The sequence below is a fragment of the Roseateles sp. genome, assembly GCF_039929605.1.
Classification (GTDB): domain Bacteria; phylum Pseudomonadota; class Gammaproteobacteria; order Burkholderiales; family Burkholderiaceae_C; genus Pelomonas.
The window spans coordinates 1-12,971 of the sequence record NZ_JBDSQX010000054.1; the positions used below are offsets into that span (position 1 = coordinate 1).

The following is a 12,971-nucleotide window of genomic DNA, read 5'->3' on the forward strand; positions in this document are numbered from 1 at the left end:
GGCCCTCCGCCACGCGCTTGATCAATGCCGTCACGCGGTCCACGTCCTCATGCCCCATGCCTTGCGTCGGCTCGTCCAGCAGCATCAGCTGCGGCTCCATCGCCATCGTCGTGGCGATCTCCAGCGCGCGCTTGCGGCCGTAAGGCAAATCAGCTGCCTTCACCGAAGCCATGTCGCGCAAATCAACCAGCTCCAGCAGCGACAGCACCTTGCCGTCCAGCGTCTTCAACCCCGTCAACCCCTTCCAAAAATGAAAGCTCGTGCCCGTGAAGCGCTGCAGCCCGATGCGCACGTTCTCCAGTACCGTCAGATGCGGGAACACGGCCGAGATCTGGAAGCTGCGGATGACGCCGCGGCGCGCAATCTGCGCCGAGGTCTCGCCGGTGATGTCGGTGCCGGCAAAGACGATGCGCCCGCGCGTCGGCGTCAGGAACTTGGTCAACAGGTTGAAGCAGGTCGTCTTGCCCGCGCCGTTGGGCCCAAGCAGCGCGTGGATGTGGCCGCGCTGCACTTGCAGGTTCACGGAGTCCACGGCGGTGAAGCCTTTGAACTCCTTGGTCAGGTCCTGCGTCTCAAGAATGAATTCGCTCATGGACTTCCGGGTTGGCTGCGCGGACTCTAGGCCTTCAAACCTGAAGCTGGCTTACGGGCATTCACGGGGTTCGGTCAGCGGACAAGAAGCGTTCGATCAGGCCGATCTGTTCGGGCGTGTTCAGGGCGGGCGCGTGCCCGCAGCCGGGGATGACAGCCACCGCCGCGCGCGGGCCGCGTTCGCGCATGGCCTGGGCCGTTTCGGCGGTCAGCAGCGTCGAGTCCTCACCGCGCAAACAAAGCACGGGCAGGTCGAGCTGGTCCCACGCGGCCCACAGCTCGTAGTCGTCGGGATGGTGCTCGAACTGCTGCACGAGAGCCGGGTCGTAATGCGGTGTCACGCGGCCGTCGGGCAGGCGGCGCAGCGAAGTCTCGGTGAGGTGTCGCCATTGCGTGTCACTCAGGTGACCGAAGCTCGCGTAGATCTCGCGGAAGTAGGTGTCCAGCTCGGTCACCGTCACAAAGCTCGGCGGCTGGCCCGCATACGCCTTGATGCGCGTCAGCGCCGAGGCGGCCAGTTCGGGGCCGTTGTCGTTCAGCACGAGGCGCTTGATGCGGCCGCGCAGCCGGGTGGCTGCGCCCAGCGTGCCGATGGCGCCGCCCATGGACGTACCGACCCAGTGCACCTTCTGCAGGCCCAACTGGTCCAGCAGCGCTTCGGCTTGTTCGACATAGAACTCCAGGCAGTATTCGCGGGCCGGGTCCACCGCCCACTGCGACAGGCCACGGCCCGGCGTGTCGGGGCAAACGACATGCCAGCGCGGTGCGAGCGCAGCGGCGAAGTCGTCGAAGTCGCGGCTGCTGCGCGCGAGGCCATGCCATGCGATGACGGTGGGCGCTGCCTCGTCGCCCCAGGCGGTGACGTGGATCTCGCGACCCAGGCAATTGACGTAGCGCGATCTCATTTTTTGGCCCTCCCCCGCGTCCACGCCGCCAGCCGCAGCCGCCCGACGATGCCGCCGGGGAAGTGATAGACCGCCAGCACGAACAGCAGGCCCAGCCACAGCAGCCAGCGGTCGGGTGACACCAGCGTGCTCAACACCGGAACACCTTCGACGAGGCTGCCGGCCCACTTCAGCAGCGCCTGCAGATAGTTCTGCGCGACGATGAACAGCACGCTGCCGATGACCGCGCCATAGACCGTGCCCATGCCGCCGATGACGACGATGAGCAGCAGGTCCAGCATGATCTCCATGGACATCGCTGTCTCGGGCCCGGTGTAGCGCAGCCACAGCGCCAGCAGCGCGCCGCCGCAGCAGGCCAGCAGTGCCGCGATGACGTTGGCGCCGGTGCGGTAGACCACCGTTCGGTAGCCAATCGCCTCGGCCCGGAACTCGTTCTCGCGGATGGCCTGCAGCACACGGCCGAAGGGCGAGTTGACGATGCGCAGCAGCAGTGCGATCAGCAGCAGCACGGCGACGAAGAGCAGGTAGTAGGTCAGCAGCCGGCCGTCGAGCATGACGCCGAGGAACGGCTCTTCCATGAACTCGGTCGACGGGCGCAGCACCTCGGGGAGCTGGAAGTTCAGCCCGTCCTCGCCGCCGGTGAATTCGCTCAGTTGCGAGGCCAGCGTCATGAAGGCCGAAGCGACGGCCAGCGTGATCATCGCGAAGAAGATCGCCTTCACGCGCAGGCTGGCCAGGCCCATCGCCAGCGCGAGCACGGCGCTCAAGCCGAGGGCGGCGACAAAGCCGATGGCCAGCGAGCCCCAGTCCGCGCCCAACCGCGCCGATGCGATCGCGATGCCGTAGGCGCCGATACCGACGAACATCGTGTGCGCAAAGCTGACGATGCCGGTGTAGCCCAACAGCAGGTCGTAGCTGGCCACGAGCAGGATGAACACGAGGATCTTGGCGGCGACGTTGAGCGCCTGCGTGCCCGGGAAGATGAAGGGCGCGCCGGCCAGGCCGACGAGGCAGGCCAGCAGCAACGCGGCCAGGATGCGGCTGCGCGGCAGGTCGTGGGAGAGCAGAGAACGAAAAACGGATGTCATCGGAAATCCCACGCATCGCTGCACGTAGTCAACGATGCGAACGCCGAATGAAAAGCCAAGCAGCTGCCGTGGAACTGGCTTTGCCAGGCCACTGGCAGCGCCCCCTTGAGGGGGAGCGCGAAGCGCAACGGGGGTGGGCTCATTTCGCTCCCACCGGGTAGAGGCCTTGCGGGCGCCACAGCAGGATGGCCACCATCAGCCCGATGTTGGAGAACAGCGCCGCCTTGGGCGCGATGAAGCCGACGTAGTTGGCCACCAGGCCGACGAGCAGCGCGCCGATGAGGCAGCCCACCGTCGACCCCAGCCCGCCGATGATGATGACGATGAAGATCAGCAGGTTGACCTGCCCGCCGATCTGCGGCGTGACGCCCTGCTGCACCAGGCCCCACAGCACGCCGCCCAGGCCGGCCAGCGCCGAGCCGGCGACGAACACGCCGACGAAGAGGCGCTTGATGCGGTAGCCGAGCGCCTCGACCATTTCGCGGTCCTGCACACCGGCGCGGATCAGCAGGCCGATCTTGGTGCGGTTCAGCACGAGCAGCAACGCGGTCAGCACGGCCAGGCCGATGAGCATGGACAGCACGCGGAACTTCTCGACGGCCACATCGCCCCACAGGAAGATGCCGCGCAGCGCGTCGGGCATGGGCAGCGGGATCAGCTGGGCGCCCCAGGTCGCCTTGATCAGCTCCTCGCCAATGATCATGCCGCCCATGGTGATGAGGATCTGCTTGAGGTGTTGGCCGTAGACCGGTCTGATCAGTACTCGTTCAAACACGACGCCGACAGCGGCGGCGCTGGCCATGCCGGCTGTGCAGGCTGCCGCGAGGGCGGCGAGGTTGGCGGCCACGTCAGGGCTGGTGGCCCAAGGGGCCAGGGCTGCTAACACCGTGGTTGCCGTGAAGGCGCCGAGGGCGATGAAGACGCCGTGGCCGAAGTTGAGGACGTCCATCAGGCCGAACACGAGCGTCAGGCCGGAGGCGATGACGAAGATGATCAGGCTCATGGCAATGCCGGCCAGCGTGAGGTTGAGCCAGGTGCTGGGGCTGCCGGTCAACGGGAGTGCCAGCAGCATGATTGCCGCCAGTAGCGCGAGGGGTTTGGGATCAAGCTTCATGCGCTCGCTACTTCGCGGTGGTTGCTTTGGCGAAGAGCGTGTTTGCCCGCTGCATTGCCGGGAGTCCCGCCCGGCGGCGGGGTAACTTTCTTCTGCGGAGCCAGAAGAAAGTCACCAAAGAAGAGGCTCTGAACCGCACGCGACTGCCGCGACGCCAGGAGCCGCGCGCGAAAACAACCGCCGTTATAGCGCCCAGACGCGACCCGCTGTGCTCTCGCTGCTGTCCTTATGACGAGTGCCATGCATCGCTTCTTCACGCCGCTTAACGCCGGCTGCACGCCGGGCTCACCAGGAATGCAAATGCCGCGTCGCTCGAGCGACGCTGTCTTCAGGTTTTCTCGTGAGCACGGCGTGCAGCCGCGCGTTAAGCGGGCCGGCGGTGCGATGCATGGTGCTGGTGACAAGGACAGCAGCGAGAGCGCAGCGGGTCGCGTGTGGGCGCGATCCAGTGCCAAGCCCGCAAAGCCGTTGGAGTGCGGATTCAGGGCCTCTTCTTTGGTGACTTTCTTCTGGCCCCGCAGAAGAAAGTTACCCGGCCGCCGGGACGGACTCCCGGCAATGCAGCGATCAGTCAAACCATTCGCCAACGCAACCGAAAACCACGCGGATGTCATTGATGCGCCCCCAACGACAACCCCAGCAACCTCTGCTGCAACTCTGCATCAGCAATCAGCTCCGCCATCAAACCCGAATGCACCACCCGCCCGTCATCCATCACCGCGACCGAGTCGCCCAACTCCGCCGCCACCCGAAAGTTCTGCTCCACCAGCAACACCGTCGTCTGCGAGGACTTCTTCAGTTCCCGCAACGCCGTGATCAGGTTCTGCACGATGGCCGGCGCCAGCCCCTTGCTCGGCTCGTCGATGACCAGCAGCTCACGCGGTTCGATCATGGCCCGCGCAATCGCGAGCATCTGCTTCTGCCCACCGCTGAGCTTGCCCGCCGGGTGCAACCAGAACGTCTTCAACGCGGGAAACAGCCCGAACAACCACTCCAGCCGCTTGGCATCCAGATCACCTAACCGCTTGGCCGAACGCGCCGCCAGCAGCAGGTTCTCCGCCACGCTCAGCTCGCCGAAGATGCCCATCGTCTCCGGCACGTACGCAATGCCACGCGACGCGATGTCGGGCGTGGCCAGCCTCGTGATGTCTTCACCCTTGAACCGCACCGTGCCGGCACTCGCCGTCCACAAGCCCATCAAGGTCCGCAGCGTGCTCGTCTTGCCCGCGCCGTTGCGGCCCAACAGCATGGTCACCTGACCGGCCGGCACCTCAAGGTCCACGCCATGCAGGATGTGATACGCGCCGACGTGGGTATGAACGCCTTTGAGTTCGAGCAAGTTCATGCAGCGACTCCGAGGTAAGCCTCTTGCACGATGGGCGAGGCAATCACCGTCGCCGGGTCGCCATCGGCCACCAGCTTGCCCTGGTGCAACACGATGATGCGGTCGGCCAGCTCTCGCACGACGTCCATCTTGTGCTCCACCAACAGCAGCGTGTGCCGCTTCTCGGCCTTCAGCGCGCGGATCAGGTCGAGCACGACGGGCACCTCGTCCACGCTCATGCCGGCCGTCGGTTCGTCGAAGAGATAGACCTTCGGGTCCAGCGCAATCAGCATGGCCACTTCGAGCTTGCGCTGGTCGCCATGCGGCAGGCTGGCGGCGAGGTCGTCGGCACGCGAGCCCAACCGCACGCGGTCAAGGATGGCGCGCGCCTCATCGATCAGCTCCTTGTGCGACAACCACACCGACAGCATGCGCAGCCCCTTGCCGTGCCGGGCCTGCACCGCTAACCGAACGTTCTCCAGCACCGTGAGATGTGCGAACAACTGCGTCAGCTGAAACGCCCGGCCCAGGCCACGCCGCGTACGCACCGGTGCCGGCTGCTTGGTCAGGTTCTCGCCGTCCAGCCAGACCTCGCCGCTGCTCGCCGGCAGCTGGCCCGAGATCAGGTTGAAGTAGGTCGTCTTGCCCGCACCGTTGGGCCCGACGATGGCCGTCAACGTGCCCGGCTGGAAGGCGCACGACACGCCGTCGACGGCCACATGGCCACCGAAGCGGATCGTCAGGTTCTTGGTTTCGAGCATGGGCTGGAGAAGAAATGCAACCACGGAGGCACAGAGGCACGGAGAACAGCCAACACAGACTTCTTCCTCTGTGTCTCTGTGTCTCTGTGTCTCTGTGTCTCTGTGCCTCTGTGGTTGCCTTTGTCTTAGCGCTTGTTCCGGATCGGAACGTTCATCTCTTCAGGCTTGATTTCCCTGACAAGCTCCGGCACGCCCCACGGGAACGCCGGGTCCACCTTGATCTTGAAGTGGTACATCGACTGCATCGCCTGGTGGTCTTCCGCGCGGAAGGTCATCTTGCCCTTGGGCGTCTCGAAGCTCATGCCTTCCATGGTCTTGATGAGCTTGTTGGTCGCCGTGTCGCCACCGGTCTTCTTCAGCGCCTCCACCAGCGCAATCGCCGCGCTCATGCCGCCGGCCGTGAAGAAGTCAGGCGGAGCCTTGAACTGCTTGTAGTGGTTGGCCACCAGCCACTCGTTGACCGGGTTCTTCGGAATGCCGAAGTAGTAGTAGGTCGCGCCCTCCATGCCGGGGAACTGCTTGTAGGCCGCCATGGCCGGCAGGATGTTGCCGCCCGAGCCCACGCCAATGCCGTAGCGCTTTTGCAGGTCCAGCGCGGCCAGTGCGCCGAAGGGCGGCGTGGCGCCGGCCCACACGACGGCGATCACCTTGGGGCCCGGCTTGTCCTTCAGCGCATCCACCAGGCGCTGGATGCCGGCGGTGAAGTCGGTCGTCGCCGTGGGCAGGTATTCCTCGTGAACGATCTTGGCCTTCTTCAACGCCTCCTTGTAGGCCTTCACGGCGTCGCGGCCGAAGGCGTAGTCCTGGGCCAGGATGCCGATGTTCAGGCCGGCGATGTCCGACGCCACGGCGTTGCCAATGGCGTCCTGCGACGAGTTGCGGCCGGTGCGGAAGATGTACTTGTTCCACTTCTCGCCGGTGATGGAGTCGGCCACGGCGGGCTCCACCAGCAGGATCTTCTTGTACTCCTCGGCCACCGGCAGCATCGCCAGCGCGACGCCGGAGGACGACGGCCCGACGGCGATGTCGGCCTTGTCGTCACCGTAGGCGGCGGCCAGCAGGCTCTTGCCCACGTCGGGCTTGCCCTGGTCGTCCTTCTCGATGACGACGAGTTTCTTGCCCGCCACGGTCATCGTGCCGCCGGTGGCGTAGTCCAGGCCCATCATGAAGCCGGTCTGCGTCTGCTTGCCATAGGCCTCCAGCGGGCCGGTCTTGCTGTAGACGTGGGCGATGCGGATTTCCTTGTCCGCCGCCAGCGCGAGGCCGGGCAGGGCAAGCGCAGCGGTGGCTGCGGCGATGGCGAAGCGGCGCGTGGTGTGGCGCTGAATGGGACTCATGGCTTGTCTCCAGAAGTTCGTTTTTCGTTCTGCTCTGTCGGCAGACGGTGTCTTCCCTTTTTGCAAGGGCCGTGCCCGGCGGGGAAGGGGCGCCGGAGGCCAAGTTTCTACAGGGTTGGCACCAGGTTTTCGACCGGGAGCGGTGCAGTGAGTGTCCAGAATTTGGGCATCGACTGAAAAACAGACTGCGTGCGACAGGCTCAAAGGACCGACAAATCCACTGTGAATTGCTGTCGCTCACGCATTGTGGAATTGACGGGAAGAGCGAGGACGCCTTTTGCCCAGGTGATGAACTGCGGGAGGACCTTCGTTTCCATGAACTCCCGGATGTCGCGTGCTTTCCCTGCAGGAACGACGCCTGCTGTCACGTAGAACCGCTCATGGGCTACGTTGGGATTCGGCAGCCAGTAGTGCGCGGTGAAGTGGCTGCTGGAATTGATATGCCGGAGAGCGGTGTCAACAGTGATGCCCGCCGACGCCAATGCGCTTTCAAGCTGCTGGGAACGGAGCACGAAGCTGTAGCCCGTCGGAAGCGGATCCTTTTCGATGCGCATAACTGACTCCGTTGAAGTACCTGGTCAGGCGTCTTTCACTTCCAGCTCGGGCCACCTGGCCAGTCGCTCGTAAAGCGACGCGCGCGAAATCTGCAGCAACCGTGCCGCCGCCATGCGGTTGCCGCCGGTGGCCTGCAGCGCGCGGGCGATGGCGTCTCGTTCCAGTGCCTCGATCAGCTCGGGCAGCGGTGCGACGGCCTGGGAGGTCGTCACCTTGGGCGAGACGGTCGCTGCCGCATTGACCGTCACAGCCGGCGCAGCCGCCGCCATCGGCATGCCGTGCCCACCCTGAAAGCTCGCCGCCGTCAGCTGCATGTCATCGCTCATCAAGCTGACCTGCTCCAGCGTGTTCCTCAGCTCGCGGATGTTGCCGGGCCAGGCCTGCTGCATGAGCCACTCGATGGCGTCGGGGCTCAACAACTTCTGCGGCATGCCGCTGCGGCGGGCGATGTCTTCGCCGAGGGCTTCTGCCAGCGCCTCGATGTCATCCAGGCGTTCCCTCAAAGCCGGCACACGGATGGGCAGCACGTTGAGGCGGTAATACAGGTCAGCGCGGAACTGGCCGGCGGCGACCATGGCGGCGAGGTCGCGGCTGGTGGCGGCGATGACGCGCACGTCGACGCGCAGCACGGTGTTGCTCCCTAACGGCTCAACCTCCTGCTCCTGCAACACGCGCAGCAGCTTGCTCTGCAGCGCCAGCGGCATGTCGCCGATCTCGTCCAGGAACAGCGTGCCGCCGTCCGCCAGCTTGAACTTGCCATCGCGGCCCTTGCGGTCGGCGCCGGTGTAGGCGCCCGGCGCGACGCCGAAGAACTCGGCCTCCAGCAAGGTCTCCGGCACGGCAGCGATGTTGACGCCCACCAGCGGCCGGTGCGCACGGCGCGACGCGGAGTGGATGGCGTGGGCCATCAGCTCCTTGCCGGTGCCGGTCTCGCCCAGCAACAACACTGTTGAGTCCGTCTGCGCCACGCGGCGGGCCTGGCGTTTCACTTCGAGTGCCGCCGGGCTGGTACCGATGAAGCTGGCGATCGTGTACTTGGGCCGGCGCTGCGCAGCCAGTTGGCGGCGCGTGTCTTCCAGCTCCTGCTGCATCCGCGCGAACTTCTGGATCAGCGGCTGCATGGTCGTCTCGGGGTGGTCCAGCAGCACCAGGCCCAGCGCGCCGATGACCTCGCCCGCGTCGTTGCGCAGCGGCAGCCGGCTGACGAGGAAAGTGCCGGCCTTGTTCGTCAGCAGGTCCACCAGCACCGGCTTGCCGGTGGCCAGCACCTGCAGCATCTGCGTGTTGGGCACCACGTCTTCCACGCGCTTGCCGACGAACTCATGCTCGTCGGTGAAACCCAGCGCCGGCAGGAAGCGCTTGTAGCCGTCGCTGATCCAGACGACGTGGTGGTTGGCGTCCACCACCATCATTCCTTCGGTCGAGCGGGCCAGCACGTCGAACATGGACTGCGCGGCCAGGCGCAACAGGCCGTCGACATCCTGGGGGATGCCGGTGGCTGTCTGATTTTTGGACAGGGGCATGGCCGCGGCAATGTACCGCGCCGTCCGGCGATCCGACAGGCACAGGCCGTCGTCCACGGGCTTCATCGGGACCGGAGGGACATCAGCAGTTGGTAGAGCACAAGACCGACCGCCACGACAGCACCGCTCTGCACCGCGAAGATGCCCATCAACAGGCCTAGCCCCAGATCGTCCGTGCCATCGGCACAGCCAATCTGGCCACAGTGCCTGACCTCGATGATCAAGCCGCCGATCTCGATCAGCAGCACCCAGATCAACAGGGCAACCAAGGAGCGGAGCAGGAATCTTCGGATCATTGCCGACGCAATGTATCGCGGCGGCGATGCTCCGTGACCGAGGCCGGACCCGTTCAGTCTCACCGTCAGAACTTGTATGTGCCGCCGATCGTGACCGTACGCGGCGCGCCGTAGTACGCATTCAGCACACCCAAGGCCGCGATGTTGTAGCCGTCGGTCTTGTAGGCCTTGTTGGCTAGGTTGGCGCCCTGCAGGAAGAAACTCAGCTTGGCGTCCTTCTCCCAGATCAGGCCGGCATTCACCAGCGTGTAGGCCTCCTGCGCCAGTTGCTCCGACAGGTCGGTCGTCGGGTAGACCTTGGTGCGGTGGGTCACGCCCAGGCGCGAGCGCAGCGTGCCCATGCCCAGCTTGGCCGCGTGCTCGATGTTGAAGCCGGCCTGGTACTTGGGCGTGTTGGTGAACTTCTTCTGGCTGGCCACGTTGACGCCGCGGTCGATGTACTCGTCGTACTGGGCGTCCAGGTAGGCGAGGTGGCCGTTGAGGCGCCAGTCGGCGGTGGGGGTCCACAGGAACTCGACCTCGCCGCCCTTGAGCGTTGCCTTGCCGGCGTTGGTGAAGTCGCCGAAGAAGCCGGGCTGGCCGTTGGCCTGCGTGTAGCTCGTGAACACCGACAGCTGCACGTTCTTGTACTTGCTGTGGAAGAGGGCGCTGTTGATTTCCAGCCGGCCGCCGTCCAGCACCAGCTTTGCGCCCACTTCCAGCGAGTCCAGCACTTCGTCCTCGAAGGGCTTGCCCGAGGACGGGAAGGCCAGCGTGTTGGCGCGGATGTTGTAGCCACCACTCTTGAAGCCGCGCGAGGCCGTCGTGTAGAGCTTCACCGCCTGGCTGGCCCGGTATTCGAGCGACAGGCGCGGCGAGGTGTTCTTCACCGCGCGCGAGTTGTCGAAGTTGGCCGGCACGGCGATGGGTGCGCCGTTGAATTGCTCGTTCGCAAAGGCCTGGTTCAGCACGACGGCGCGCTTGCTTTCGTCGGTGTAGCGCAGGCCGGTGCTGACGCTGAACTGCGGCGTCAGGCGCCAGCTCCAGTCCGCGAACAGGGCCTTGCCCTCGGTGTAGACGATGCCGTTGGTGGTGCCGAAGCTCAGGTTGAAGAAGTTGTTGCGCACCGTGCCACCGGCGTGGCCGTCGAAGTAGTACACGCCGACGACGCCCGAGCTGTTCTGGCCCTCGTAGATGGCCTGCAGCTCGTGGCTTTGCGAGCTGTCGTGGTACTCAGCGCGCACGTCCGCGATCTTGTTCGGAAGGCCGTCGAAGTCGATGGACGTGTTGGTGTCGGACGCGCGGTGGGCCAGGATGTACTTCAGGCTCCAGTCATTGCTGACGCCCCAGTTGAGCGTCAGCGACTCGCCCTCGCTCGTCGTGCGGTTGGCATTGGGCATGCCGGTGGCGATGTCGAAGCGGCCCGGCGTGGGCGGTGTCTTGGCGGGGTCGAAGGGGCTGACGATCAGTCGCTGGAAGCCGCGCATGTGCGAGGCGTCCACTGTGCGGTCCACCGACACCTGGGCGTTGAAGGTCGAGCCGGTCGGGAACCAGCCGGCCGAGAAGCGGCCGCTCGTCGTGTTCTGGTCGCTGACGCGGCTGCCGTCGGTCAGGTTCTTGCCGTAGCCGTCGCGGTTGAGGCTGGCGCCGGCCACGCGCAGGCGCAGTTGGCCATCGGCCAGCGCCGTGCCCACACCGCCCTTGGCCGTGACCTGGCCGTAGCTGCCCATGGCCAGCGTCACTTGCCCTTCAGTCTTCTGGGGCAGCGGCTTGGAGACGTACTTCACCGCGCCGCCCACCGTGTTCTTGCCGTACAGCGTGCCCTGCGGGCCGCGCAGGATCTCCACGCGTTGCACGTCGTACACGTCCAGCAGCGCGCCTTGCGGCCGGGCGATGTAGACGTCATCGAAATAGATGCCCACGCCCGGGTCCACGCCCCACAGCGGGTCGGCCTGGCCCACGCCGCGGATGAAGGTCGTCAGCGTCGTGTTGCTGCCGCGCGCGGCGTAGATGGTCAGGTTGGGTACCTGGCCCTGCAGGTCGCCGAGGTCCTTGATGGCGAGCTTGTCCAGCTGCTCCGCGGTCAGTGCCGTGACGGCCACCGGCACGTCCTGCAGCGACTCCTCGCGCTTGCGCGCCGTGACCTTGACGGTCTCCAGCGTGGCAGTGGCCGCCGGTTCTGTAGCCGCAGCGGTCTGGGCGCCCGCGGGCATCACGGCGCAAGCGCCGAGGCCGGCGAGGATGGCGAAATGCAGTCGCTGCACGCGGAAAAGCGCCGGTAGGCGTCGGGGCATGGCTTGTCTCCTGGTTTGGTCTTGTGGTGCCAGGTCTCTTTGCGCAAGAGCCATGCCCGTGCCAACTTGGGGCGAACCCCGCGCGAACCCTTGCGGGTTGACCCGCGATTTAGCCGGTTGGGGTGGTGGTTATGTCCGGATTCCAGCCAGTCTCACGCGGCGGGCCTGTCCAGTTCCCGGACAACAGCCCTGGGGGCTGCGGGGCTGTCGGGCCGCCGATATGCTGCGCCGCTTGTTGCTTCCCCACCCCCCCCGGAGACTCAAGATGATCAAACGCCTGCTGCCCATCTTTCTTGCCATCGCCTGCACGGCCCCGGCCCTGGCCGCCGGCCCGCAACTCAAGGGCCAGGCGCCCGGTTGGTACCGCCTGCCGCTGGGCGATTTCGAGATCACAGCCCTGTCCGACGGCACGCTCGACCTGCCCGTCGACAAGCTGCTGCAACAGCCCGTGCCCAACACGCTCAAGGCCTTGCAGCACGCCTACCTCGGCGTGCCGCTGGAGACCTCGGTCAATGGCTACCTCATCAACACCGGCGCGAAGATCGTGTTGGTGGACACCGGCGCCGCCGGCCTCTTCGGCCCGACCCTCGGCCGCCTGCTGGGCAGCCTCAAGGCCGCCGGCTACGCGCCCGAGCAGGTCGACGAGGTCGTCATCACCCACATGCATGGCGACCACATCGGCGGCGCCGGGGCCGACGGCAAGGCCGCCTTCCCGAACGCGACGTTGCGCCTGGACAAGCGCGACGCCGATTTCTGGCTGTCGCCCGAGCAGATCGCCAAAGGCGGTGACGGTGCCAAGGCCATCGCCGCCATCGTCAAGGCCTACGCCGACAACGGCCGCTTCAAGCCCTTCGACGGCAGCAAGGACGGCGTCGAGATCGTGCCTGGCGTGAAGGCCTTCCCTGCCTATGGCCACACCCCCGGCCACAGCAACTACGTGGCCGAGAGCAAGGGCCAGAAGATGATGTTCTGGGGCGACCTGATGCACGTCGCCGCCGTTCAGTTCCCCGAGCCCGCCGTGACGATGAGTTTCGACTCTGACCCCAAGGCCGCAGCGCCCGCCCGCGAAAAGGCTTACGCCGCCGCGGCCAAGGACGGCTACTACGTGGCCGTCACGCACGTCAGCTTTCCCGGCATCGGCAAGCTGCGCGTGGACGGTAAGGGGTACGACTGGCTGCCGGTGAACTACTCCACCAATCGCTGA

The 12,971-nt window shown here is 65.9% G+C and carries 12 protein-coding genes; 1 reads left to right on the forward strand and 11 read right to left on the reverse strand.

The window, feature by feature from the left end:
• From ABIS05_RS07525 to ABIS05_RS07575, 11 genes are all read right to left on the reverse strand, one after another.
• A partial coding sequence (locus ABIS05_RS07525) for an ATP-binding cassette domain-containing protein (protein ID WP_348010685.1) occupies positions 1-592 on the reverse strand: 592 nt, incomplete at its 3' end.
• A 61-nt stretch (positions 593-653) separates the two neighbouring features.
• Entirely contained in the window at positions 654-1,496 is an 843-nt protein-coding gene (locus ABIS05_RS07530) for an alpha/beta hydrolase (protein WP_348010686.1), read from the reverse strand.
• A complete protein-coding gene (locus tag ABIS05_RS07535) occupies positions 1,493-2,584 on the reverse strand; it encodes a branched-chain amino acid ABC transporter permease (protein ID WP_348010687.1) in 1,092 nt (363 codons plus the stop codon). Before ABIS05_RS07535 ends, ABIS05_RS07530 begins: the two co-directional genes overlap by 4 nt.
• Before the next feature lie 139 nt (positions 2,585-2,723).
• Complete coding sequence (locus ABIS05_RS07540) at positions 2,724-3,698, reverse strand: branched-chain amino acid ABC transporter permease (RefSeq protein ID WP_348010688.1); 975 nt, start codon at positions 3,696-3,698, stop codon at positions 2,724-2,726.
• A 610-nt stretch (positions 3,699-4,308) separates the two neighbouring features.
• Complete coding sequence (locus ABIS05_RS07545) at positions 4,309-5,043, reverse strand: ABC transporter ATP-binding protein (RefSeq protein WP_348010689.1); 735 nt, start codon at positions 5,041-5,043, stop codon at positions 4,309-4,311.
• Positions 5,040-5,783 carry an ABC transporter ATP-binding protein gene (locus tag ABIS05_RS07550; RefSeq protein ID WP_348010690.1) on the reverse strand — a complete coding sequence of 248 codons (744 nt, stop codon included), beginning with the start codon at positions 5,781-5,783 and terminating at the stop codon, positions 5,040-5,042. The genes ABIS05_RS07545 and ABIS05_RS07550 overlap by 4 nt, the downstream gene beginning before the upstream one ends.
• 125 nt (positions 5,784-5,908) lie before the next feature.
• A complete protein-coding gene (locus ABIS05_RS07555; protein WP_348010691.1) occupies positions 5,909-7,120 on the reverse strand; it encodes a substrate-binding domain-containing protein in 1,212 nt (403 codons plus the stop codon).
• A gap of 200 nt (positions 7,121-7,320) precedes the next feature.
• The gene (locus ABIS05_RS07560) at positions 7,321-7,674 is read right to left on the reverse strand and encodes a hypothetical protein (RefSeq protein ID WP_348010692.1); all 354 of its coding nucleotides are present in this window, start codon (positions 7,672-7,674) and stop codon (positions 7,321-7,323) included.
• Between the two features lie 24 nt (positions 7,675-7,698).
• Positions 7,699-9,198, reverse strand: coding sequence for a sigma 54-interacting transcriptional regulator (locus tag ABIS05_RS07565; RefSeq protein WP_348010693.1), 1,500 nt, complete (start codon positions 9,196-9,198; stop codon positions 7,699-7,701).
• Between the two features lie 62 nt (positions 9,199-9,260).
• Positions 9,261-9,467 (reverse strand): hypothetical protein, encoded by a 207-nt coding sequence (locus tag ABIS05_RS07570; protein ID WP_348063234.1) that lies wholly within the window; start codon positions 9,465-9,467, stop codon positions 9,261-9,263.
• Positions 9,468-9,559: 92 nt separating this feature from the next.
• Positions 9,560-11,767, reverse strand: coding sequence for a TonB-dependent receptor (locus tag ABIS05_RS07575; protein WP_348010695.1), 2,208 nt, complete (start codon positions 11,765-11,767; stop codon positions 9,560-9,562).
• 265 nt (positions 11,768-12,032) lie between these two features.
• Here ABIS05_RS07575 and ABIS05_RS07580 point away from each other — a divergent pair, with 265 nt between their 5' ends.
• Positions 12,033-12,971, forward strand: coding sequence for an MBL fold metallo-hydrolase (locus ABIS05_RS07580; protein ID WP_348010696.1), 939 nt, complete (start codon positions 12,033-12,035; stop codon positions 12,969-12,971).